Origin of the sequence: Devosia sp. SL43 (assembly GCF_021729885.1) — a bacterium.
In the GTDB taxonomy this organism is placed as follows: Bacteria; Pseudomonadota; Alphaproteobacteria; order Rhizobiales; family Devosiaceae; genus Devosia.
Map to the genome: position 1 here is coordinate 16,998 of NZ_CP063402.1, position 21,058 is coordinate 38,055.

Sequence of the window (21,058 nt, forward strand, 5' to 3'; positions counted from 1 at the left end):
GGCTGTTCCTAAGCGGCGATAACGGGTGTGGTCTCGGCCGACGTTGCCGAGGCGCTGCCGCCAGTGTTGGTGGCCGTCACCGTGACGGTGATGTTGTCGCCGATATCGCCAACCACAGGCTCGTAGGTCGAGCTAGTGGCGCCGGAGATGTTCGCGCCCTCATTCTTCCACTGATAGGTGAACGTGGCATAGGGGGCCCAGACGCCGGGATGCGCGGTCAGCGTTTCGCCGACTTGGGCAATCCCGGCAATAGCCGGCAGGATTCCGTTGACCGGCGCAGTGGCGGCATCAGTCGTGGTTGCGCCCGCACGCTTGAACGTGGTCGTAAAGGTCATGCGATCATCGAGCGGGATGGCCTGGTTATAGCCGCGCCGCACGATGGGGAACGTCTTGCGCACTCCATTCGGGAGCGTGATGCGCCCGCGGTTCTTCTTGCCGCGGGCGGCGATCATGGCGAGGTCGGTGGCAGAACCGGGGATATAGTTGCCCTCGACGGTCATGGAGCCAGGCGACGTGAGCCCAGGTATGAACTCCCGGGTGCGGTCAGGCGACGTGTAGTGTGTCGCCTCGACTTCCTCGTCCTCATCTTCGCCAGGATCGACGTTGATGACTTCGCCCATAGCGACAAAGACGGTTGGCGTGGCCTCATCGGCCATCTCAAAAACTGTCCCGTACCCGATGATTGCGGCTGTATCGACCATGCTTGCAGTCCTTCCATGAAAAAGCCGCCCGGTAAGGGGCGGCTTGTGGGCAGATGATTGACTTAGGTGTTGGTTCTATATCGCCAGACTGGGCTGGAACGGCTCGGCTAGCTTTGCGTGCTTCTTGATATTGTCGACGGCCCACAGGGGCTGCAGGTTTGCCAGGCACCAGCATCGGCGGAAATCTATGTGGTCAGCGTCGGTATAGTTGAACGCCGATTTTGGGATGACGTGGTCAATGTGCCATTGGCCCATATTTTCCCAGCTCATCCCGTCAACGAACTGCCTCTCCAGGTGCGCCATGAGGTCGAAGACGGTATAGCCGACCAGGGACTCCCACTTTCGCCCGCTCTTTTTCCCCTTCAGGGCCTGATTGATCGAGGTGGACATCCGCCCGTCGATAGTGCCCTTCGGCGTTGCCCTCCGCCGATTGTCGGCTGCTCTAATCTTGTCCCTGTTCGCCTCGATCCACGCCCTCACTATGTGTGGATTTTCGGCTTTGTACCTGTTGGCCTGTTGCCGCGCCCGTTCGCGGTTAGCGGAATACCATTTCCGGTTTTCCTTGAGCAATCGATCCCTGTTCCGTTCGAAGTATGCTTGATTATAGCTCTTCTTCTGCGCGGGATCGCGTGGCGGCCGGTTGGCCTCCTGTTCCTTTACCTTCTCAGGATTACGCTGACGCCATCGCGCAGATGCCTCGTTCAGAACTTCAGGTTTTCTGCGCCGGTAATCTTGAGCATAATCGGGGCGGCCTAAACGGAAGGCCGCAGCATAAGCTTTGTCGCACGCCAAGCAGCAGCTTTTGTAACCACTCTTTTTGTACTTATCGCGGGAGAAACTGGTGAGCGGCTTCACTCCGCCGCACTTGGTGCAAACCTTTGTTTGCTCTAAAGATAAATCAGCCACTCGATCCTCCGTGATCGGGCTTGGTTAGGGCTAGGTCAGGCGGTGCAAACGCCTCCTAGCCCGCTTATCCTACTCCATTTCAACGCTATGCCAAGCGCCAGTGGATGGTAAAATCTCGGCTGTCCGTGAACCACGAAGTGGCATCGACCTTATCGAACCGGGTCCGCTGGCCCTGGGCAAAGCAGCCCAGAAACGCGAAGCCGCCGAACTCCCCACGGAAGCCTGAAAGCCTATCGTTCAGGGCCTCGGCAACGGCGCGGGCAGATGCCGCAGTCGTGCCGCGGCAATCGAACTGAACCCGCGTCATGGCGTAACCGCTGGCGCCGGCATAGGTGTAATCGGTCACGCCGCTGATCACATACATGACAATCGACGGCTGAGCCGAACCTTGGGGCAGTGTATCCCAATGGGCTCGGTTGACGATCAACCCCGCCAAAGGCGCATGGGCGAGCAGCAGGCCGGCGAGCTTGGTTTGCATCTACTTGCCCCTCGCCGCCCGCTTGGCAGCTGCCTTTACTGCCTTTTCGATCCCGACCCACAACTCATCGCCGATGCGGTCAAGCACCTGATTTTTCGTCTCGTCCCAAGCCGGCCGCATAAACGGCTGCGGTGCGTTGCCGTCGCTGCCGAATTCTCGGAGATGGCCCTGCGGCCGATCGTCAGGGCCGATGTATCTTTCCTGCTCAGCGAACTTGCGATGCTCTGATTTCTGAGCCCTCGTCAGCGTGCCGGAAACGTCGATGGATTCCCGAAGCCCGCCACTATCGACAGGGGCATATCCTCGAGCTGCCTTTGCGACGATCTCGCCGGCATTATCCAATGCAACACGTCCAATTGCCCTTCGCTTCGTAGCCGTAAACTGAGACAGGGCAGCATCAAGTTCTTTGCCCCCAGCAAATGAAACAGTGACCTTCATTCGTCTGCTGCCGCTGCTGCGGTGATCTCAAGACCTTCACGACGGCCAAGTTCTTTGACCCCGGAGATGTCGTGAATTTTGTCCTGGTAGACCAGGCAGTCTTTCGGGTTGAGCACTGCCACCGTCGCGGAATACCGGATTTGGAACCGCATGGAGATCGAAGCGCCTACCTCGGCAGCCCTGACCTTCTCGCCATCACTGACGGGTGTTGCAGATGCCCAGACCGTAGCCAAGGGCGTGAAGCCTTCGATTGGCTCATTGTCCGCGTTGTAGGTGATCCCGTATTGCATCAGGGTGATGCGGCGATCGAGCTTTTCAGATTTCAAAGCCATGCGCGCAACGGGACTAGCAGGTTGCGGATCGTGTTCTGGTAAACCGCGGGATCGGCCATATCGATCGTCATCTTGACGTGCATGATGATGGCCGCCTTCATCAGGTCAATCCGGATATCTCCAGCGGCCATGCCGGCGACGAAGCGGATACGCACCGCCTCTTCGTCGGCGTACAGACCGGGCCATGAGTAGCCCGGATTTAGCTCGATACGGCCATCAGAGAGCACCGTGTAGGAGCCCGCCGAAAGCGTCTGCTCGACGCCGGCGGTATCCAGATACTTGATGGTCGTGACCGATGTCACCGGCACGGCTGACAGAACGATAGGATCATCGAAGCCCGGCGAACGCTGCTCGACGGTCGTGGACGCGACCACCATGCCGACCCGCCCGCTCGGTCCGTCAAGCTCGGCCTGGGCCGCCCTCAGCGCCGTGGTGATCATAGCATCACGATCGGTCGATGACTCCCCAAGCGCGGTCTTCACCTCGGACAGGGTGACCAGAAGTGACGGCTGGGTGATGACGACCAAGACCATGATGCGTCCCTTTAAGCCGCGGCGACGGCGGCAGTGCCGGCACTGGTTGCGGCAACGCTGCCGGCGATGCTGCTGCCGGTCACTGTGACCGTGATCACGGCGCCGACGTCAGCAACGGCGAGGAGATATGTGGCGGCAGTGGCGCCGCTGATGGCAACCCCGCCGCGCTTCCACTGACGGGCGAAGATTGGCGTCGGCTTGCCGGTCCATGTGCCCGTGGTGGAGGTGAGGGTCTGCCCGACCGTCGGAGTGCCGGTGATGGCCGGGAGAACCGTGTTCGCCGGCTTGGCAGGAACGCCGCCATGCTTGGCTGTGAAGCCCAGACGATTGGCGTAGCTGCGCTGATTGGCGCGCTTCGTGGTGGGCATGTTACTTCCCCTTGCCAGATGGCTTGGCGGCACCGCCGCGGCGACCGTTATTGTCGTGGTCGAGTGGATCAGTCTTGTTCGCAGGCGCGACCGGCTCCGCCTTGTTCTTCGGCGCCTGTTCCTTCTTGACCTTGGGGATGAACCCACGGGCCGCCCACGCGTCAAGGCGATCCTGCGAGATGTCCGTCGTGTCGATTTCCTGGCCGGCATGGACCATGCCGGTTTCGCCAGTGGCGAAGCTGTCGAGGGCTTTAACTTTCATGGTGATTCTCCTATCGGCTCATGAGATGGGCCGCGTGAGCGGCCCATCATGATCAACCGATCGATCAGGCCGCAGTGGCAGCGGTGATGGCGTCGGAATAGTCGCCCTTGATGAAGGCTTCCGGGCGATACACAGCCAGGGCAAGGCGTTCCTCGGCACGGACGGTCACCAGGTTCTGGCGGAAGTTCGTGCTGTCCTCGGTCGAGATTTCGACGTTGGCGTCTTCACGATCGAAGATCTGAGCGCCGAGCTGGAACGCACCGACGAGGAACTTGTCGATGGTCATGGCCTGGGTGTCGACCACAGGGAGGCCCCAGAGGCGCTTCTGCAGGTTGCCGGCGGGGTTGGCCATCAGGTAGTTGCCGCCCAGATCCTTGGTCAGCTCAATGGTCGCCCAGTCGGTGGGGTGCATCACGACGCCGTTCGGCGGGTATTCCGCGAGGAATGCCTGCAGCATGGCAAGGCGGATGACGTCGATCTTGGTCACGGTCGCCGGGATGGTGATCGGGGTCGAGAAAGCCGTCGCCTGGGTATAGATGCCATTGAGGTCGGTGCCGGTGCCGCCACCCATCAGAAGCTGGGTTTCCTCGACATACATCAGGCCGTAGCGCAAGCGCCCGTCGATGTAGCTCTGGAGCATCGGAACGTCGTCAAGGATCTGCTTGGTGGCCTGCACCCAATGGGCAATGGTCGTCACAGCAGCGGTCATCAGATCGAACTTGATTTCCGACTGCGGCTTGGCCGTGCCCGCGGTTTCAGTCACGGTCGCCGCCGAGTTCGTGAACCCGGTTTCCTTGATATACTGGATGGCGTTCGAGCTGGTGCGGCCGGGCGTCAGCAGGTCGCGGATCGTCATGCGACGGGTGACGGGGTCGATCAGGCCACGACGATCAGGAACGATCAGATCGCCGGCAGAGCCGTTAGCATCGGTGGTCAGGGCCGAGATGATGGCCTTAACCTGGACCGATACACGGCCCTTGCCTCCAGACTTGAGGAAAGCCTGTACTTCGTCGCTGTCCGTGACGAGCTCGCCCATAGACTTGCGGCGCTCCGGCTCACCAGCACCGCGAACCATCTTCTGCTCGATCTCGGTGAGACGCGCAGAGATTTCGTTGTGCTTGACCAGAGCCTCATCGGCCCTCTGCTTGGTCTCTGCCGTGGTCACGCCGAGGTTCTTGATCTCGGTATTCGTGGTTTCGGCAATCTTCTTGACCTCGTCGGCGGCCTTCTTAAGGTCGAGGACGAGGGCTTCCATTTCTTTTTCATCAGCCATTGGAATTCTCCGTTAGGCGTTGGGAAGGAAGGCGCTCACTGCGGATCGCAGATCGGCCATGACATTCGCCTTCACGCCCTCGGACTCGCTCCGAATGGCCTTCGCATAGCCGACAGAGGCGATCTGTACGGCCATGGCTTTGGGGACCCCTGCATCACGCAGGAGGTCCTCGAATTCTTTGATTGGCATGGGATCGCCGTCACGTAGCCGGCGGGCGAACTCTTCCATACGTTCGGACTTCACCGCTTCGATGCGGGCCCTGCGATTGGCTGGAAACGAAACCAGGGAGATTTCCATCAGGTCCAGTTCGTCCAGGTTGCGGACGTTGCCATCAGGCGTAACCTTAATCTCGCGATAGCCGATCGAAAGCCCGCCGATGGCCTTGTTCTTCGCAAGGGTATGGACCTCGCGAGCGCGCTGAATATCCATCAGCAGCCGGCCCTTACCCCACAGCCCCTTCTTGTCCTCGGCCAGATCCTCCCAGACGCCGATCGGCTCGGAAGGATTATGCTGCCAGAACATCAGAACTTGCGTCCCTTCCCGGCTGTGCTTGGCCAGGCTGGCCGCAAAGGCGCCAGGCATGACGCGCTCGCCGTAGGAATCGACGTTGCCGCTCACCGAGCCGTAGCCCGTGAAAGTTCCTTCATCCGAGAGGTCCTTGACCTCCAGGGCAAAATCCTTGGTTTTCATGGGCTTTATTCCTCGTCGTCTTCCGGTTTGGCCGGAGGCTTGGGAGTGGTCGGCTGCTCGCCGAGTGGGACGTTCTGGGACTGCACAGTGAGATCGTCGCCGCCCGGAAGTGGGGGCAGGTTTTCCAGCCGCCTCACTTCGTTCCGGGTCATGATGCCGTTCTGGACCATGACGGCGTAGAACGCGGATCGGGCAGCGCTGTCGGTGCGCAGCAGGCCCTCGACCTTGAACTCTGGCTTCAGCGCCTTGCGCTGCGCCGCAGGGATGAGGGAACGCGAAACCGCCTGCTCGATGCGAGACAGGTACGGCTTCAGCGCGAATGTCAGGAACGCGATCAGCTGCTGCTCGAGGCCCGATCCCCAGCTGGTAGACTTCTGCGTGTGCCCGACCATGAAGGGCGGGACGCGGAACCAGCGGCAGATTTCCTCGACGTGGAACGACCGGGTCTCAAGAAACTGGGTATCTTCCGGGGTCATGGTAACCGCCTGGAATTTCAGTCCGGCCTCGAGGACCATCACGCCGCCGGCGTTCTCGCTCCCGACGAACGGCGCCACGATATTCTCCTGCAGCTGCTTGCGCTGCTCGGGCTTTAGAACCTGGTCGACGGTGAGGATGCCAGTCGGCCGCGCGCCGTTGGCGAACATGGTGCCGGCGAGCTCGTCGGTTGCCATGGCCGTGCCAAGCGACTGACGGGCGAAAGTGATAGGGGAAAGTCCGACATCACCAGCGCCGCCAAAGCCACGAACATGGAAAACGTCATCTTCGCTCCAGACCTTAAGGCCCTTGGGGTCGTGATAGTGGTACTCTCGGGCGCCCTGGCGGTTGCGCTTCACCACCATCCAGTCGCAGCGCAGCGGAGTGAGGGCGACCAGGCGATTACCCATCTTTTCCTTTTTGGCGTACGCATTGCCCCACAGGCAGAGGCAGAGAACCACGCCTTCCCAGAACTCTACGGCGGTATAGTCGGCATTCGGCGCGTCATGGATCAGATCATAGAGCGGGTCGTCACCGGCCACGGTGCGGCCGCCATCCGCTGCCGTCTTGTAAAGCATGAACGGCAGGGTAGCGACGGTCTCAGAGAGCAGCCGGACGCAGGCCCAAACCGTGGCCAGCTGCAGTGCTCCATCGATCGTCACAGTCTTGCCGGCAGAACTGTTGCCAGGATAGGCCAACTGCCAGCCAGTGGTGTCGGTCAATCCGAAAGCCGCACGGACGATGGCTTTCACCCGAGCCGGGAATGGCATCTTGGTTTTGGTATCAACCACGGCGCGCCACCACAGGGTTTGCGAGGAAATCGTCGATATTGTTCATATCTGGCGCCTGCGGGTTGCGGGCCATCAGCGTGACCGAGTTGAACATGGCCATGGCCGGGTCAATCTTGGCATCGCCGGCCGTCTGTTTGGTCGCCCGGATGCCAGTTGCTGTCGGTTCGATCTTCAGGTTCGGCACGCACCAGTTCATCAGCGGGCCGCCGGCATGCTTAAGCAGACCAGAGGCCAGGCGCCGCTCGGCGCCCTTGATGCTGGACATCATCCAGCCACCTTGCGGCGCCGCCACCAGCAATCCAGATTCCTGCGTGACCTCGATTTCATCGAGGGCATCTTCCATTTCGCCCAGGCCGGACGCGTCGACCGCCACCCCGCCGAGCAGCCCCATCGTCTTGATGCGGCTGATGTGCTCGATGATCGTGGCAACATCGCCGAGCGGGTCTTCCAGAATGGTCAATTCGCCCTTGGCCTGGATGCGCTGCAGCGTCGTGACGATCTTCGGCCGGCGCTTCAGCACCCCGGAATGACACCAGGCATGCGACCATGACAGCCAGCGTTTCATCTTGCGGGTGACCTTCACCCCGTCGATTTCGATATGGACCTCGATCTCGCCCGGCTCGCGGCCAAGGATGTTGAGGCCGAACAAGTCATCGAGGCCGCCGCCGTCGATACCAACCACAGCGACTTCGCAGCGATCGAGCAACCGCTCCAGCGCCTCATAGTGTCCGGCTGCGCCCGAAGCGCTCAGCCTTGCCAATTCCTCGTCTTCGGCCGCGGTCCAGTGATCAGCACCAGCCCATCGGTTTGACCGCAGGTTCATGCCGATCTCGACGTTTAGATGCTTGGCCAGGAACGTCGCGAGCGTCGTCTTGTCGCCCGACAGTTCCTTGATCATCTCCTCTTCCAGCCACTCCTGGCTGACTGACCGACCCAAATTCGGGTTGGTCACATAGAAATTCGCCGGGTCTTCGTAGGCCTTCGCCTCGACCATCTTGTCCGGAAACTCATAGAGCACCGGCAGAAACTTGCGATTGACGATTAGGCCGTCCCGCACTTGGCGGGCATAGTCCAGTTTCGCCTTGAACACGCCCGCAGGCGGATCATCGCTCTGCGTCGAGAGCGAAATCACGAAGCCTTCAGGCCGTGACACCAGGCCGCCTGTGGCCTCGCGCAACATTGCGTCCGCGCCGGCCCGCTTGCCGAACACCCAGAGCTCATCGATCAAGATGCGGCCCGACTTCTTGCCCGACACAGTGTCGGTATCAGCCGCCACAACCTTCAGCATGGCATCATTGCCGAGATGCTTGATGGTTCGGATGTGGTCCTGAACCGTCAGGAACCCGCCCTCGCCCGCATTCGCATCCAGTTCCGGATCAGCGCGCACCATGGCGGCCGCCGGCTTGTAGCTGTTCTGGGCGACCTCGATGGTCGGCGCCAAAATCAGCAATTCCTCGTTGTGCCGCCAGTTGACTATCAGCGCCGTCAGCATGATCGCCGCGGCAATTGTCGACTTGGTGTTCTTCTTGCTGATGAGCAGGAAGAACTCGGTCACCATCTGCTTGCCGGTCTCGGCGTCATAGGATCCGAAGATTGCAGCGACGAAATCGAAAACCCACTGGTCACTGACCTCGCCGAATGTCGGCTGGCCGGGCAAATCCACGACCTTGAGGGCCTTGAACACGCCTAGCGCATGCTCGGCTTCGGCCGGGAACAGCGGGCGAAACGGTATCAGCGACCGCTGCGCGACAATCCGTTGCTCCCAATCCTTGCACGACGTGGACCACTCAGGGTTCACTTACCGACGACCGACAGTTGAGGCGGGCCAGGACGCGGAGCGAACTTGCCGCCCGGTGCCGTCGCCGCATCGGCCGCACTCTTCTGCGTAGCCTTCTTGCCCTTCGGCTGCTCGCTCACCGTCTCGCCCATCGTCTTGAGGGCCAGGGCGATCGTCTGCAGCGTCTTGGCGCGCACCGGAAGGCTCACCGCCTGGCGTAGAGCCTGGAGCCGGTCTGGGTCAGTTTCCGAAAGCTCGATGATGGTCTCCATCTCGCCCCGGTGGAGCGTTTCGGCGCCGAGCTCATCGAGCATCCGCTCGGCCAGATTGCGACCCCGGCCGAGAACCTCCTCGACCTTCGAGACCTCGGCGATCGGCGCGGCAACTGCAGGCCGGTTCGCACCCGCCAAATCCTGCGAACCAGATGGCTGGTTCGCGCGGACCCATTTGCGCTTCTTGGCTTCCTTGCGGATCGCCGTATCTGAAATCTGGAACCACTCGGCAATCGCCCGGATGCTCTGCTTCCCGGCTCGATACTCGGCCTCGATAGCAGGCCAGTCGGTGGCTGTTTTTTTGGCGTTCATCGGTGTGGTTCGCGCCTTGGTTCGCACCCTGATTTTCCACCAGAGGAAAAAATCTCTGCGTGAGATCGCCGCGGGTCCGGGAAGAGAGGGCTTTGCAGACTTTTACCCACCCCCCCCCAATGGCCTAGGAGAAGCGCCAGGCGGGGTCAGGGGCGTTGCGCTCTTCGGCCTGGGCATCGCTGTCGTGCCAAGCCTTGGAGACGGCCTGAAGGTTGTTGATGTCCCAGAAGAGTTGTTCATCTCCGCGATGCGGGATCTTGTGGTGGACGATCGGGCTGTTCGGTGCTGGTGCCTTGCCTACCAGCACCACGCCTGTACGCTGGCAGGTGTAGAGGTCACGGACCAGCACCTCGAGGCGCAAGGCTTGCCACCTGGCCGACTTATACCATCCACGGATCACAGCATCTGGGCTGTATCGCTTGTCCCTGATCTCGCGGGGCGCCTTGAGCCTCTGCCCCATCGGCTTGAGCCTGGGCTTGAGTACCTTCAGTGCCAATGCCCTATGCCTTCTGCTTGGGGGGTGGCTAACGAGATCTGCGCTGGGCCTCTGCCGTCAGCAGCGACAGATACCATCCAACAACCTGGTTCACCGCCATTGTGGGCAGCACGGCGATAACGCCTGTAAAGCGCGCGATATGCATCATCATGCTCTCCGATGTCTGTATTGGGTCGGAGCGGGCCGGTCCTGCGCTGCCTGCTGGCAGGTAAAGGCTATCGGCAACGCGCCTCGATCTGGTTGCAGGGGTGGGATTCGAACCCACGACCTCCAGGTTATGAGCCTGGCGAGCTACCGGACTGCTCCACCCTACGAAAACGAAAAAGGCCCGCCGAAGCGAGCCGTTCTTTTACGCGCGATATGCGCTAGCATATCGATGTGTGGCTGCTTCGTGCCCCGCTGTCAAGCTGCCCTTTTCATGGCCAGCTTGAAGTGCACGGCCAAATCATCCAGCGCAGCGAACAGTTCCCGCTTGGCCCGGTCCCTTGCTCGTGAGCCCATTCCCCGCGTTGTCAGGCTCTGGTCATGGCAGATTACACGTTCAACGACGCTGGAGCGCATCATGCCCAAGCACCTGACCGCGTCCTTGTAGGCTTCCAGTGCGTCAACCGTCCTGCCAGCCAGCACATCCTCACGAGGGCCTGACGTGTCCACCTTGACGGCCGCGTAGTCAACAGCACGAGCGCCGCCGATCTGGGCACGCTCGTATGCGGTTCGATACTTCGCGGCTGCCATAAGGTGCATTTCGCTGGCGCCACCCAACCGGGCCAGCCCGCCGACATACTCCACCATATTCCTCGAGACCGAGACCTTGCCGACGGCCGGGCCTGACTTGATGCTGCGCTGATGGAAATATTCGGCATCGGTCATATAGGGGTCTTGCACCAGGTCATGCTGAACGACGCGAACGTCTGCCGCTACCGAGTTGTCTGGGGTGGCCGGCGCAGGGACCGATGATGCTGCCCATGCCTTGCCGATATCGGCTGTCGCTGGCGTACCACGGAACAGCATGACGCCCGGGCATCGCGGTCGCCGACGGCGTGTGACCAGCTTCGCCTTGATTAGCTCATCGACGCCGACGCTGTAGCTGGTCAGCGCCTCCTGATCATCGATCGAATTACGCCGAGACTTCTGACCCCGGATGAACAGCCGAGCAGCTGCCGACTTCGCTTCGTTGCTCAACTCGTCGGTCATGCTCGTTTACCCCTGTTGATCGTCTGATGTCGGTCTAGTTGCCTTAGCGCTGCCCGCACCTCGGCCATTGCTGCAGTCGCGCTGATATCGGCGCGGCCATATTCGGTGTCGACTTGACGGAGAGCGGCGAAGAACTGGTCCAGCGCACTGCCGTTCCGCTTGGCATCGAGGTCAGCGCCAAGGCGCTTGAAGATCAGCGTCCCATCGCCGCTCATTTGGCCTGACCCTTGATCTCAGGCTCATACGCAGCCCATGCGTGAAGAGTGAGAAGGATCGCCTCGGCCAGATCGAGCTTGGTTTCCATGCTCATGCCGTTGGTGGATTTGACGCCTTCGCTCACCAGGTTGGCGAAGCTGTCTCGCATGGTCGTGGCGAACTGGATCTGGTCGGTGATGGAGACCTTCATTTGAAGCGCCGCGCCTGTTCAGGCCTTGCCATCGGCTGCCGGTCGGATTCGGTCAACATCGCGATCTGCCGGCGAATGCGGGCCAGCTTCTGCGATATCACCAGGCGCTGCTCGCCATGGGCATGGATCAGGCCACGCTGATAATCACGCTCGGCGATCTGAAGGGACAGGATGCGGTCGGTTATGCTGGTCATGCCATTGCCCTCGCCTGTTCGATTTCCTCGATGCGGAAGGTTCTGGATCCGCTGCCGTAGACCGGCAATTTCCTGCCCAGCATCTTCTCGACGGCTTGGAAATCCGCATGGTCAGGTTTCAGCACCACCAGGCCGTGCGCCGATGGCGGGACCGGGTCGGATTTCAGCACGATGTGCAGCGCATCGACCCACGCCTTGGTGCGGATCCACTTCCCGAAGCCCGGCATAAACTGCAACTGCGATTCCGCCGTCACGCCGCGAGCCTCGGCGTCTTCGATGCGCCATTGGTCGAACCGCTGCACAGCGACAAATGCTCGTCGGGTTTCAGGATCCGACAGCCTTGACCATTCCCGCTTGCCTTCGGTCCGATTTGCCGCTGGCCGTTTCGGGAATATCTTCCAAGCTTCATCAAACGACACGCGCTCGTTATCCGAGCGAAGCGAAGGATGGTCGTTGGAAGAAAGGTAGTTATGTTGTGACGTAGCTTCGTCACAGGGGTTGTGATCTTCAGGCGTCACAACCCCCTGTGACGTGGATTTCACAGGGGTCTCTACATCTGGTGTCGGGTCAGGGCGATCCATCAATACGCGGTACTGGCTGATGGTGCGTCCGTTGGCCTTCGTCAACTGTTCGCGCTTCATCAGAAAGCCCATTTCGCAGAGGTCTCGGATGGCCCGATTGACCGTCTCACGGGTCTTGCCGATCGCCTCGCCAAGCTTCTTTTGGTTGACCTCGCACCAGCCACGATTGTCCGTATGGCTGCCCAGTTTCACCAGGACGCGGAGATGCACATCCTTGAACCGTGGGTCATCCAAGCAATCGGCAGGCAGGATGCTGTAGCGGGGCTTGCTCATGCTGGCGTGCCTGCCTTGCCGGTCACGCGCTGCAGGTACTCGATCACGTCATCAGGCGGCGTCGACAGCCATTCGCCGTGCAATGCATCATGGGCAAAGTGCGCAAGGCACCTGCCCTCATATTTCCGAGCCTCGGTGATCAGCATTGGGAACGAGTGGATGAGCCTGACGTCCGGCAACGTCGCCTTGATGTTGTAGAGCCGCTGGTTCAGGTCGGTTGAAACGCCGACCTTCGTCTTGCCGCCGCTCACCATGATGTAAACGCAGCCAGCCGCGACCGGCCGGCTTTCCCGTGGCGGCAGCGGCGGAAGCCCGAGCCGATAGAGGCCATGGCTGTGCGATACGAGATCCTTTGCGACCAGCGCAGCTATCGCATCATCGATCTCGGCGGCGTCCATGCACGCAACCTTCTCGATGTAGCTGATGGGGCAGGCAAATTGATCCTTATCCGGTGACGCGACATCGGCCAGCGCGAGCAAAACCATCTTCTGCGCAGGTGGCAACGATAGGCCCCATGCCCAACCGAATGCGCGAGAGCTCATCGCGTCCGCTCCAGACCCATGCGCTCTTCATGCCGGCGGATTCCCGAAAGCACGGTCGTATGGTCCTTGTCGCCCAAGCGGCGCCCGATCGCGGGCAGAGACATCGAGGTCTCCTTACTCATCCGGTACATGGCTTCGTGACGAGCGGCGACGATGGGTCTGGCCCGACGAGAGCTCAGCAGTTCGCCTCGGGTGATGTCGTGCTTGACGCACACCTGGTCGATGATTTCGAGCCAATGGCCCGGATCAAACGCTTCGGCCCGATGCTGTTGGGCAATGGTCAGGATATCGCGGACGCGCTCCCGAACCGCCGCGTCGATGCGGACCATAGGGACGCGCGGGGCTGGCGGAACATAGTCCGGGCGATGTGACTGCTGCCTCACCGGGACAAACCGCCTGGCGCGCTCCGGTGGCGTGGTTCCTGACGACAGGCGCGATCGAACATCGGCATAATGCCGGGCCAATGCTGCTTCTGTTCCGGTGGTCTGGTTCATGCTGCCCTCTGGGATTGGTTGGTATTCATGCTGCTGGGGCTCCATCGAGAAACGAGAGCTGGGCGCGCTCAGCATCGAGGCGGGCAGCGCAATGGGGATTGATCCAAAGGACTTCGATGCGCTTCTTTGCACCGTCTGCCAGGGCAGTCCTCTCCACGCGGCGCCAACCAATCAGGGCTTGGTCATAGGTCGGGTGCGGGTAACCAGACAGCACCACCATCCCATCAAGCGCCTTGAGACAATTTAGAAGCGCGATGTGATCCGCATCATCCATCTCATGCGCATAGTCCGCCCCGCCGTCGGCGCGGGTATCCATGACGTATGGCGGGTCAACGTAGTGCAGCGTGGATGGCGCATCGTGCTGGTCCATAACTGCACATGCGTCTTTGCTCTCGACGGTGACGCCGGCAATCCGTCTTATCACCTGGGCCAGACTGTCTGGATAGTTCACCCAATCATGGGTAGGCGTCGTGCCGGAGCGGTTTGAATTGGCCCGGAAGCCGGTTGCTTTGTTGTGGCCATTCGAGCCGAAGCCCATGAACGAGCGAATGATGAGGCGCCGAGCGCGCTCGAAATCATCCTCGGTTGGCTGATAGGCCTGCAGAAATTCGGTGCGTGCGAATGGTGTCAGGCGTACCGCCTTCACCAATTCGTCGGCGCGTGGCGAACGCAGAACGCGGAATAGGTTCACAACGTCGCCGTCTAGGTCGTTGTAGATTTCGGCATACGCCGGCTCTTTGCGCATCAGGACAGACGCCGCGCCGCCGAAGGGCTCGACGTACACCTGATGGGCGGGAAAGTGTTCGATGATCCAGGGTGCCAGCAACCACTTGCCGCCGTGCCATCGCAAGACTGGGCGAGGAACCGTCATTCCACCCGCCCCGCAATATCATCCAGCGACTTCTGGACTTCTGCCTGGCGTCTGCGTTCTGCCACTGCCTGACGGGCTTTGCTGGATAGCTTGGGGTCGCGGCCAGAGGCGGCACGGTTCATTAGCTCACGACGCTGCTTGTCGCTGCGTACGGGCTTTACAAGCTTCTCCAGCTTGGATTTTACGGTGACGTATTTGATGGTGTAGCTGGTTGGATTGCCCATGGTCATGCTGCCTGGTCGTTGGCGGCTTCGGTGGTCACCAGGCCGGCAATCACCAGGAGCTGAAACACGTGCTCGCCCGCTTCGGTGAAGGTCCAATGCTTCCCGGTGGCGTCAGGCACCTGCGAGTGCACCACCAACCCCCGCTCAGTTAGCGCCTTTGCCCCCATGATGAACTGATCAGCTCCGCTGGCCGTCCACGCACCATCGTGCCCGAACGCATGGTTCCGGATACGCGCCATCGTGCCGATCATGTTGCGCGACAAGGTCAGGTGGAACGCTGTCTGGGTGACATGGTCGGAGAACTTGCGGTTCATGCTCAAAACTCCAGTTCAATTGCCGGTGGCGGAGGCTTAGGGCGTCCTGTGCCCTTTTGGCCTGTTGCCGAGGTGGTACTGTCCGCAGTGCGGGCAGCGGTATTGGTTCAAGGGCATGCATTCTCTTTCGCCACTTCACTGCGTCAGCTCTGGTGGCGTATGGACGCTTTCCTTCGCATTGAGTGAGACGGGAGCGGATGCCGAGGTTCATGGGTCATGCCCGGCCAGATGCCCGACGCTTCCGCCACTGGCGGTGCGCGCGAGAGCCGCCTGAGCGCGGCCGGGATGCCGCCGACGACCGTCCGCCGCCAAAGTCGAAGAACGGCAGGGACGTTTCCGGCCATTCGTCCAAGGCGCGGGCGAACGTGGTGGCGCCGGTTAGGAGCGATGCGGCGGCGGGACCGATGATTGATTTCCGCATGGGCCCTACTCCGCCGCCATAGCGACGACGTTGGTTTCATCGGCCTCGGCGGCGAGCAGGCTCGACAGCGCAGCATCGGCGGCCGTGATGATGTTGGACTGCTGGTTGATCTGCTCTTCCAGGCTGGTGCGGTCGACTTTGAACTCCGCCTGCAGCCGAGCCATGTCCCGCTCATACTGACCTTCACGGGCAGCAAGTTGAGAGCGCAGGGCCTGCTCGTTGACCGTCGCGCTGTCGCGCTGTGCGGTGATGATGTTGCCGAATGCGATATCGGCCGGGATGGCTGGCTGAGTGACTTCGGCTGTTGATGGCTTACGGCTGGTCATTGGATTCCTCCTGGTGGGGTTAGGCGGTCGCGGACTTCCGCTTTTCGTGGATGGCGTGATCGATCCTGGCGATGGCGAGAACGGCGGGTTTCAACTCTGCCGGGGCGCTGTCGTAGGCCATGACGCGGGTTGCCCTGCCGCCGTTGAGCCGGGGGAGCACGCCGCGAGGGATCAGCGTCCAGTTTGAGGGGTCGGTGTTGGTCTTGTTGCCGTCGACGCACTTGAGGCAGTGGCCATCCGGCACCGGTCCGTTGATCTGCTCCCAGAGGTAGACGTGCTTATGGACCGGGCGAGTGATGCCGCCGGTCCAGGGGTTCACCTCATCAAGGATCATGACGACATAGCCGTCTTTGCTATCGACGCGCTCATGACCAGGCCCGCGATAGGTGTGCGAGATATTGCCCTTCTTGAACTGCGTCTTGCGGGCATTGGGGTGTCTGCCGCCTTTGCCCGGAGCGCACGGGACACCCTTGTTCATGGGCGCCTGGCCCTTCTCAAAACAACCGGTGCGACCTGTCTTCCAGCCCATCCGCTTGCGCAGGCCATGAAGGTTCAGCGCCGATATCTCATCCCGCCCAAACCTCATCAAAAACGCGCTGTGATAGTCGCTAATGACCATCATGCGGTTTTCTTCCAGCCATGCCATTTCGGCGGCGCTGTAGGTGATCCGCTGGCCCCTCATTCTTCAGCCTCGGCGGTCACGGACTTGCCGATCAGACCAGAAAGCGCGGGCCGGTAACGGTCGCCATGGGTGGCAACAAAGGTTGCTGCCTTGAAGGTCAGGTCGGCATTGCGGATGATCTGCTCGGCGACATTGACGATGGCCTCGCCGCGCTTCGATTCCTGCTCGATCTGCTCGGGGGTCAGGTCTTCATCTGACAGGCGCTCAAGCTGGGCAAATAGGTGATCGTTCAGGTCTGACAGCTTGTTCTTCATGGCCTAGGCGCCCCATCCTTGAGATTGGTCGAAGTCTTCAGCGGCGACTTCGGGGGCCATGGCCACCAGGGCGCTGCCTTCTGCGCCCACGACGCCAGCAAGGCGCTCAAGAACATCAAGGCTGTCGCCGTCCAGTTGCCGGCCGTCCGCGCGAAGGGATTGGACGGTTCGGCGAAGCCAGGCGACGTGTTCGGCGGCCTCCCGGCGTTGTCGGTCCTGCTTGAGCTTGCCGACGATCTTTCGCGCATGGTCCATCTCCTCCGCATCGATACGGCGGGCGTCTTGGTAGTAGAGGTCCTTGGTGCGCGACCAACCGAAGCCGAGTGCGCGCGCCGCCGCTTGCACCCGGTCTTTCCAGTTGTCGGACGGCGATGTGAAATCAGCCGCCTGATGCACGAGACCCTTCATTTCAGCGAGGGAAGACATTTTGCTGTCCTCCGAACGAAATTCGCCCATCTGCAAATGCCTTCCAGATAGTTTTGAAACCATCGGATGAAGGCGAACAGCAAAGGCGACGACGATGGATCAGCCGGACACCAGCGATGTGCTTAGAGAGCTTCTGGTGCGGCAGGGAATGCGTGCGGGATCGGTTGGCGCCGATCGAGCACGGGGAATAAAAGGCCGGGCGCTGCCGACAAGGCGCGGCCCGGCAAGTGACGCTGGCTCCCAGGGAGGAGTTGGAGGTCACCATGCGGATCAAGTACCCAGCCCGAAGCGTCATGCCCGGCCTGTCTTGCGTGTGATCAACGGCAAGTGCCTGCCCAGGGTGAAGACCCCATGCAGCCCCAGCAGTGCTCTGGGCAGACATTTGCGGTTGGTGTGGAGTGACGGTCATCTGGTCACCAGGCGCCCGTAGAGAGAGCCATGCTGATGCAACAGCAACGGCAGCCAGGATCAGGATGAAATCGGAGTGGCGGATGTGGATCATGCTGACCACCCGAACAGAAGGCGGGCAGCCAGCAGCACTGGAACCCATGCTGCCAGGGCAAGCGCAAGGATGGTCAGGCCCCTTGATCCGCGTTCAGGCGATAGCCGGACTGTGCGGTTCATGCTCCGACAAGCTCCATGCCCATATCGAGAGCCTTGAAGATTTCGGCCTTACGATGGGGCTCGATGCTGACGAGACGCTTGGCTATCAGACGACGCTGTTCCTCATTGAGGATGCGGCCGTTCATATTCCAGCGGATGACGTCGATGAGGGGGTTGTTTCCGTCGTACTGAACGACTGGATATTCGACTGGCTTGCCGTCGAGGCCGACCATCGCACGAGCCCTGGTGTATCGAGCCCAACCGTCGAGGATCATGTTGCCGAGCTTGACGATGGGCGCCGACGCCGCGTTCGCCAGATCCTCATCAATGACAGCGACGTCCTGACCCAGATCACCGAAGGCGAAGCTGTATTCGTGGCGGCGTACGCCTTCGGGCGGGCTGGATTCCCAGACGACTACGCCGGGCGCGGCGTACATTGGGGGCTTTGGTGCGACGGCTTCCACGTCGCTGCCGAGTGCCAAAGCGTCGGCTCGCTCCCCGTTCTCATGCGAACGGTCGTCATCAAGGGGGTGAACATCATCATCGGCGGCTACATTTTCGCCTCCTGCGTTGTCGTTACGGGCATCATTGCCGGTTCCAACGGGGCCATGGTCAGTGGCATCAACTGGCGACGTGACCAATTCGTCGCCCGCCTCGCTCGATATCGGAATGTCGATATCGGAATTATCTGCGACCTGACCATGAGGGCCTGGGGAGGCGGTCAGGTCGCTGCCATCCGCTTTGGTCGGATGGGGTTGGTTGATTGGTTGCCGGTCTACGATGCCCTCTGCACCGGCAAGAGAGGTTACCACACGGCCTTCTGCAGCAGCCGAACTACTGCTTGGGCCGACATCTGGCCCAGCCTGGTTGAGAGGCCGGGTTTCTGGAATTTCCTTACGCGCGTCCCGCGCCTGCGTTGCAACTTTCGTGCCAGAAGGCTTGATGCGCGGCCCGAGCAGGCTGCCGACGTAAAGGTCGACCGTGGCGTCGTGCAGGTCTGCCTCGGTATCGCCGGCCTTAGCGACCTTGCGGAATGCGGCGCGGAGTGCCTTGCCGTCCAGGCCATTGGCCTTCAACTCGCCAAACAGCTCCTTGAGGTCTTCGCTGATAGCGGCCTTCTCGCCTTCGAGGCGGGCCCAGCGCTCGTAGCCGTTGCGCAGGAGGTCGTCGGCAATGCTGTTACTGCCTTCGGTCATCTATGCTGCTCTCCCAACAATGGCGATCGAGCGCGGGCACCGTGGAACCATGGTGATCAATCCTCGATGTTCGAGCTGCTTGCAGACGGAGTGGGCTCGGCTTGTCGTGCATCCGAGACGCTGGGCGAGTTCACGGAAGGATGGTGGTGTTCCACCGGTCAGCTCGATGTGGGTCTGCAGGATGTCGAATGCCTTGCGCTGACGATCTGTCAGGCCGACGCGGTCTGGATTGGTGACGCTCTGCTGGCCGGCGATAAATGCGCGGGCCACCAGTTCGCGATCATCCGTATGGATATGCTCATCGGTGAAGATTTCTGCCCATTCATACACTGCTGGGGAAATGTCGTCGGGGCGGGCCATCACGCTGCCACCTCGGTCGCTACGGCCGTCACGCGCTGCGCGACACCGGTCAAACGCAGGAGTTCGAGCACATGCTGACCCGCTGGCGTCAGGCGGTAGAACCACTTCGGCGTGGAGTTGGCGGGGCGGTTCTCAGCATGAACAGCCGGATTGTGCTCTGCCAAACCACGACGCTGGAGCGCCTTGATAGTGGGGATGAAGCTGCCCCTGCCCGTATGACTGGCCCAGCCTTCCCATTCACCGCCGCCGATGGCCTCAAGCAGCGATGCTTGATCCCGGCTGAGAGACAGGTTGAACGCAAACCCGGTGGTGTATTGGGTGAACTGGTCGCGCCAATCGCTCATGCTGCTGCCCCTTCCGACTTTGGTGCCGGAAACACGTCAGGGCGAAGCTCATGCAGCGGGATGCCAGTGACGGCAGAAACTTCGGTGGCGCGTGTCGCCGGAACTTGCGACCACTGCGACAGCGCGCCGGGCGTAATCTTCAGCGCCCGTGTCAGGTCGCCCCGACGCCCGCGCTTCTCATCCAGCCATTTGATAAGATTTTCCATGCTGATTTTCTTAGCACCACTAATATTCATGCGCAAGCGTTTCTTTAGTGGTGCTGTGTGGAAACGGCTTTAGTGTCGCTTAAAATGTTGTAATGGCTACTAAAGTTCGTCCGATCCCCAAGCCGACCAAGCCGCGCCACTTCATCAGGCAGTGGCGGAAATATCGTCGGCTGACGCAAGAGCAGCTGGCAGATCGCATTGACGCCACCAGCGGGGCGATTTCCCAGCTGGAGAACGGGATCATCAACTACACGCAGCCGACCCTTGAGGCCCTGGCGTATGCACTGAACTGCGAGCCGGGTGACCTGCTGACCCGCGACCCCAATCTCGACGGCGCGATTATCGACCTGATGCGGCTCATCCGGCAAAAGGACGCTGCCGCGACTGTCATGGCGCTGCTGAATGCCCTGCCCGACAGAACCGGCACGGAGGGCTGAGCATGCGCGGACTTGTCATTCTGGTGCTGCTGGTTGTCGGCATCGGATATCTGTTCTCGCTGGGCAGCGGACGCAGCACCACGACTGCCTCTGCTGTTGCGGCTGCGCCTGTTGCGACAATCGACAAGTCAGAGGCGATGCAGGCCGACCGCCTTGCGTTCCTCCAGCGGATGATCAACGAGCGGGTTTTCACCAAGTTCGAGCAACCCGGCACACTGACCAGGGCATTCGTTGGCCCGGCCTTCTACGCCGCCACGATTGACCAGAAGCAGAGCTTCGTCAGCGTGGTCTATGCCTACTCGTATGACGGCTCAAACGCGACCGACAGTGTTCGGCTTTTCGACGGCCAGACCGGCAAGGAGATTGGGCGATACCCCAACGCCTCCGGTCGGCTCGAACTGTTTTAGCGCCGATGCCCGACACGCCGCGTCAACCCGACATCCTCTATCGCCTACGGTTCTATGCCGACCACGTCGATGACGTGCCCGTCCGGGATCTGGAGGCGATCATGCGGGAAGCTGCCGAGGATATCAAAATCCTCCGCGACCTGGTCGGGATCAAGAACGACATACTGCTTGAGGATATGCCGCCAGAGGGGAATGCATGA

General features: G+C 61.0%; 35 protein-coding genes and 1 tRNA gene. 3 read left to right on the forward strand and 33 right to left on the reverse strand.

Annotated features, from left to right (window positions below; genetic code table 11):
• Window positions 1-8: 8 nt before the first annotated feature.
• The 33 genes from IM737_RS20655 to IM737_RS20815 all read right to left on the reverse strand — a co-directional run bounded on the left by IM737_RS20655 (window position 9) and on the right by IM737_RS20815 (window position 20,014).
• A complete protein-coding gene (locus IM737_RS20655; protein WP_236900052.1) occupies window positions 9-701 on the reverse strand; it encodes a phage tail tube protein in 693 nt (230 codons plus the stop codon).
• Window positions 702-776: 75 nt separating this feature from the next.
• On the reverse strand, window positions 777-1,607 hold the full coding sequence (locus IM737_RS20660; protein ID WP_236900053.1) for a hypothetical protein: 831 nt from the start codon (window positions 1,605-1,607) through the stop codon (window positions 777-779).
• Window positions 1,608-1,692: 85 nt separating this feature from the next.
• Window positions 1,693-2,085, reverse strand: coding sequence for a tail completion protein gp17 (gene gp17, locus IM737_RS20665; protein ID WP_236900054.1), 393 nt, complete (start codon window positions 2,083-2,085; stop codon window positions 1,693-1,695).
• Window positions 2,086-2,523 carry an HK97-gp10 family putative phage morphogenesis protein gene (locus IM737_RS20670; RefSeq protein ID WP_236900055.1) on the reverse strand — a complete coding sequence of 146 codons (438 nt, stop codon included), beginning with the start codon at window positions 2,521-2,523 and terminating at the stop codon, window positions 2,086-2,088.
• Entirely contained in the window at window positions 2,520-2,855 is a 336-nt protein-coding gene (locus IM737_RS20675; RefSeq protein ID WP_236900056.1) for a phage head closure protein, read from the reverse strand. Before IM737_RS20675 ends, IM737_RS20670 begins: the two co-directional genes overlap by 4 nt.
• Window positions 2,846-3,388, reverse strand: a complete 543-nt coding sequence (locus tag IM737_RS20680; RefSeq protein ID WP_236900057.1) for a hypothetical protein — start codon at window positions 3,386-3,388, stop codon at window positions 2,846-2,848. The genes IM737_RS20675 and IM737_RS20680 overlap by 10 nt, the downstream gene beginning before the upstream one ends.
• 11 nt (window positions 3,389-3,399) lie before the next feature.
• Window positions 3,400-3,756, reverse strand: coding sequence for a hypothetical protein (locus IM737_RS20685; RefSeq protein WP_236900058.1), 357 nt, complete (start codon window positions 3,754-3,756; stop codon window positions 3,400-3,402).
• A 1-nt stretch (window position 3,757) separates the two neighbouring features.
• Window positions 3,758-4,018: a hypothetical protein gene (locus tag IM737_RS20690; RefSeq protein ID WP_236900059.1), complete on the reverse strand. Its 261-nt coding sequence runs from the start codon at window positions 4,016-4,018 to the stop codon at window positions 3,758-3,760.
• 64 nt (window positions 4,019-4,082) lie between these two features.
• The gene (locus tag IM737_RS20695; RefSeq protein ID WP_236900060.1) at window positions 4,083-5,291 is read right to left on the reverse strand and encodes a phage major capsid protein; all 1,209 of its coding nucleotides are present in this window, start codon (window positions 5,289-5,291) and stop codon (window positions 4,083-4,085) included.
• 12 nt (window positions 5,292-5,303) lie between these two features.
• Window positions 5,304-5,981 (reverse strand): HK97 family phage prohead protease, encoded by a 678-nt coding sequence (locus IM737_RS20700; RefSeq protein ID WP_236900061.1) that lies wholly within the window; start codon window positions 5,979-5,981, stop codon window positions 5,304-5,306.
• Between the two features lie 5 nt (window positions 5,982-5,986).
• Window positions 5,987-7,246: a phage portal protein gene (locus IM737_RS20705; RefSeq protein ID WP_236899991.1), complete on the reverse strand. Its 1,260-nt coding sequence runs from the start codon at window positions 7,244-7,246 to the stop codon at window positions 5,987-5,989.
• Window positions 7,239-9,044 (reverse strand): terminase large subunit, encoded by a 1,806-nt coding sequence (locus IM737_RS20710; protein WP_236899992.1) that lies wholly within the window; start codon window positions 9,042-9,044, stop codon window positions 7,239-7,241. The genes IM737_RS20705 and IM737_RS20710 overlap by 8 nt, the downstream gene beginning before the upstream one ends.
• Window positions 9,041-9,607, reverse strand: a complete 567-nt coding sequence (locus tag IM737_RS20715) for a hypothetical protein (RefSeq protein ID WP_236899993.1) — start codon at window positions 9,605-9,607, stop codon at window positions 9,041-9,043. Before IM737_RS20715 ends, IM737_RS20710 begins: the two co-directional genes overlap by 4 nt.
• A 124-nt stretch (window positions 9,608-9,731) precedes the next feature.
• The gene (locus IM737_RS20720) at window positions 9,732-10,103 is read right to left on the reverse strand and encodes an HNH endonuclease (RefSeq protein WP_236899994.1); all 372 of its coding nucleotides are present in this window, start codon (window positions 10,101-10,103) and stop codon (window positions 9,732-9,734) included.
• A 237-nt stretch (window positions 10,104-10,340) separates the two neighbouring features.
• A tRNA-Met gene (locus IM737_RS20725) sits at window positions 10,341-10,417 on the reverse strand.
• An 88-nt stretch (window positions 10,418-10,505) separates the two neighbouring features.
• Window positions 10,506-11,297, reverse strand: coding sequence for a DUF6456 domain-containing protein (locus IM737_RS20730; protein WP_236899995.1), 792 nt, complete (start codon window positions 11,295-11,297; stop codon window positions 10,506-10,508).
• Window positions 11,294-11,512, reverse strand: a complete 219-nt coding sequence (locus IM737_RS20735; RefSeq protein WP_236899996.1) for a hypothetical protein — start codon at window positions 11,510-11,512, stop codon at window positions 11,294-11,296. Before IM737_RS20735 ends, IM737_RS20730 begins: the two co-directional genes overlap by 4 nt.
• The gene (locus tag IM737_RS20740) at window positions 11,509-11,703 is read right to left on the reverse strand and encodes a hypothetical protein (protein ID WP_236899997.1); all 195 of its coding nucleotides are present in this window, start codon (window positions 11,701-11,703) and stop codon (window positions 11,509-11,511) included. Before IM737_RS20740 ends, IM737_RS20735 begins: the two co-directional genes overlap by 4 nt.
• The gene (locus tag IM737_RS20745; RefSeq protein WP_236899998.1) at window positions 11,700-11,897 is read right to left on the reverse strand and encodes a hypothetical protein; all 198 of its coding nucleotides are present in this window, start codon (window positions 11,895-11,897) and stop codon (window positions 11,700-11,702) included. The genes IM737_RS20740 and IM737_RS20745 overlap by 4 nt, the downstream gene beginning before the upstream one ends.
• Complete coding sequence (locus IM737_RS20750) at window positions 11,894-12,751, reverse strand: helix-turn-helix domain-containing protein (protein WP_236899999.1); 858 nt, start codon at window positions 12,749-12,751, stop codon at window positions 11,894-11,896. Before IM737_RS20750 ends, IM737_RS20745 begins: the two co-directional genes overlap by 4 nt.
• The gene (locus IM737_RS20755; protein WP_236900000.1) at window positions 12,748-13,293 is read right to left on the reverse strand and encodes a GIY-YIG nuclease family protein; all 546 of its coding nucleotides are present in this window, start codon (window positions 13,291-13,293) and stop codon (window positions 12,748-12,750) included. The genes IM737_RS20750 and IM737_RS20755 overlap by 4 nt, the downstream gene beginning before the upstream one ends.
• Entirely contained in the window at window positions 13,290-13,787 is a 498-nt protein-coding gene (locus tag IM737_RS20760; protein WP_236900001.1) for a helix-turn-helix domain-containing protein, read from the reverse strand. The genes IM737_RS20755 and IM737_RS20760 overlap by 4 nt, the downstream gene beginning before the upstream one ends.
• 25 nt (window positions 13,788-13,812) lie before the next feature.
• Window positions 13,813-14,658: a DNA adenine methylase gene (locus tag IM737_RS20765; protein ID WP_236900002.1), complete on the reverse strand. Its 846-nt coding sequence runs from the start codon at window positions 14,656-14,658 to the stop codon at window positions 13,813-13,815.
• The gene (locus tag IM737_RS20770; RefSeq protein WP_236900003.1) at window positions 14,655-14,888 is read right to left on the reverse strand and encodes a hypothetical protein; all 234 of its coding nucleotides are present in this window, start codon (window positions 14,886-14,888) and stop codon (window positions 14,655-14,657) included. The genes IM737_RS20765 and IM737_RS20770 overlap by 4 nt, the downstream gene beginning before the upstream one ends.
• Window positions 14,885-15,196, reverse strand: coding sequence for a hypothetical protein (locus IM737_RS20775; protein WP_236900004.1), 312 nt, complete (start codon window positions 15,194-15,196; stop codon window positions 14,885-14,887). Before IM737_RS20775 ends, IM737_RS20770 begins: the two co-directional genes overlap by 4 nt.
• A 426-nt stretch (window positions 15,197-15,622) precedes the next feature.
• Window positions 15,623-15,943 (reverse strand): hypothetical protein, encoded by a 321-nt coding sequence (locus tag IM737_RS20780; protein WP_236900005.1) that lies wholly within the window; start codon window positions 15,941-15,943, stop codon window positions 15,623-15,625.
• Between the two features lie 19 nt (window positions 15,944-15,962).
• The gene (locus IM737_RS20785) at window positions 15,963-16,589 is read right to left on the reverse strand and encodes an HNH endonuclease (RefSeq protein WP_236900006.1); all 627 of its coding nucleotides are present in this window, start codon (window positions 16,587-16,589) and stop codon (window positions 15,963-15,965) included.
• Window positions 16,590-16,621: 32 nt separating this feature from the next.
• On the reverse strand, window positions 16,622-16,879 hold the full coding sequence (locus tag IM737_RS20790; RefSeq protein ID WP_236900007.1) for a hypothetical protein: 258 nt from the start codon (window positions 16,877-16,879) through the stop codon (window positions 16,622-16,624).
• 3 nt (window positions 16,880-16,882) lie between these two features.
• Window positions 16,883-17,305, reverse strand: a complete 423-nt coding sequence (locus tag IM737_RS20795) for a hypothetical protein (RefSeq protein ID WP_236900008.1) — start codon at window positions 17,303-17,305, stop codon at window positions 16,883-16,885.
• Window positions 17,306-17,925: 620 nt separating this feature from the next.
• Window positions 17,926-19,104: a GapR family DNA-binding domain-containing protein gene (locus IM737_RS20800; protein WP_236900009.1), complete on the reverse strand. Its 1,179-nt coding sequence runs from the start codon at window positions 19,102-19,104 to the stop codon at window positions 17,926-17,928.
• Window positions 19,105-19,464, reverse strand: a complete 360-nt coding sequence (locus tag IM737_RS20805; protein ID WP_236900010.1) for a helix-turn-helix domain-containing protein — start codon at window positions 19,462-19,464, stop codon at window positions 19,105-19,107.
• Window positions 19,464-19,808, reverse strand: a complete 345-nt coding sequence (locus tag IM737_RS20810; protein WP_236900011.1) for a PadR family transcriptional regulator — start codon at window positions 19,806-19,808, stop codon at window positions 19,464-19,466. Before IM737_RS20810 ends, IM737_RS20805 begins: the two co-directional genes overlap by 1 nt.
• The gene (locus IM737_RS20815) at window positions 19,805-20,014 is read right to left on the reverse strand and encodes a helix-turn-helix domain-containing protein (protein WP_236900012.1); all 210 of its coding nucleotides are present in this window, start codon (window positions 20,012-20,014) and stop codon (window positions 19,805-19,807) included. Before IM737_RS20815 ends, IM737_RS20810 begins: the two co-directional genes overlap by 4 nt.
• 92 nt (window positions 20,015-20,106) lie before the next feature.
• On the opposite strand from IM737_RS20815, the gene IM737_RS20820 reads away from it, so the two are divergent.
• From IM737_RS20820 to IM737_RS20830, 3 genes are read left to right on the forward strand one after another with little or no spacing between them, the layout of a single operon-like run.
• Window positions 20,107-20,451: a helix-turn-helix domain-containing protein gene (locus tag IM737_RS20820; protein ID WP_236900013.1), complete on the forward strand. Its 345-nt coding sequence runs from the start codon at window positions 20,107-20,109 to the stop codon at window positions 20,449-20,451.
• A gap of 2 nt (window positions 20,452-20,453) precedes the next feature.
• The gene (locus IM737_RS20825; protein WP_236900014.1) at window positions 20,454-20,858 is read left to right on the forward strand and encodes a hypothetical protein; all 405 of its coding nucleotides are present in this window, start codon (window positions 20,454-20,456) and stop codon (window positions 20,856-20,858) included.
• Window positions 20,859-20,863: 5 nt separating this feature from the next.
• Window positions 20,864-21,058 (forward strand): hypothetical protein, encoded by a 195-nt coding sequence (locus tag IM737_RS20830; RefSeq protein WP_236900015.1) that lies wholly within the window; start codon window positions 20,864-20,866, stop codon window positions 21,056-21,058.